This is a genomic window from Chelatococcus sp. GCM10030263, from assembly GCF_042666455.1.
Lineage (GTDB): Bacteria > Pseudomonadota > Alphaproteobacteria > Rhizobiales > Beijerinckiaceae > Chelatococcus.
The window spans coordinates 1-811 of sequence record NZ_JBHTDB010000001.1 but is presented as its reverse complement, the minus strand read 5'-3'; the positions used below and the strand labels follow the sequence as shown (position 1 = coordinate 811).

Annotated in this window: 1 protein-coding gene; it reads right to left on the bottom strand. The window is 69.9% G+C overall.

Annotated features, from left to right (window positions below):
• A partial coding sequence (locus ACFQU1_RS00005) for an autotransporter outer membrane beta-barrel domain-containing protein (RefSeq protein WP_378128155.1) occupies positions 1 to 811 on the bottom strand: 811 nt, incomplete at both ends.

Below are 811 nucleotides of genomic sequence, written 5' to 3'. Positions count from 1 at the left end.
ACTGGTCGATGGCGTCTGTCGCGAACTGTCCGCCATAGGAGAGGCCGAGCGTGGCATTCTCCATGATGCCGAAGTCGAGGCCGAGGTCGAGCACGGCCGCATCCTTGGCGATCGGCACGCCGGCGATGCTGAACGGGCTGCCGCCGGAGAAGGAGAGGCTCGCCAGCGGTGTGTCGTCGCCGAAGGCGTGCCGCCAGCCGAGCGAGCCGCGCGCCGTCAGGGTGACGCTGCCGAGGTCGAAGGCGGTCGAGGCCCTCACGCCGAGCGTCGTGAAGGTCGTGCTCGTGTCCTTGCGGCCGCCGGTCAGGGCGGCTGCGCCGCCGGTCTCGGCAAAGCCGTCCGTGTGCAGATGGACATAGGCCAGATTGGCGAAGGGCTCGAAGGCGGCTCGGCCGAAAGCCGTTCCGCCGAAAGCCTCGCCCATGTCGATGCGGTAGCCGAGATCGCCGAAGACCTGGGTGGTGCCGGCGTCGTAGCTCGCCGTCAGGCTGTCGGCAAAGCCGGGGAAGGCGACCGAGCGGCTCGTCTTGAGGTCGTGCCAGGTGTAGCTCGCACCGGCGCGGAAGCCGAGCGCCCCCCACTGCGTACCGCCGTAGATGCCGACATGGTAGTCGTCGCTGCCGGCCGAGGACAGCCGGCGGTTGATGCCGAAGCTGCTGCTGCTGTAGCCGCCGAGCACGCCGAGGCGCAGATTGCTGGCGACCGGCGCATCGGCACCGAGGAAGAAGCCGGTGGTCGAGCGGGTGAGCGAGGCGGCATTGCCGTCGCCCTCGGTGTGGCCCCAGGAGCCGAAGGCCTGGCCCCAGATCGT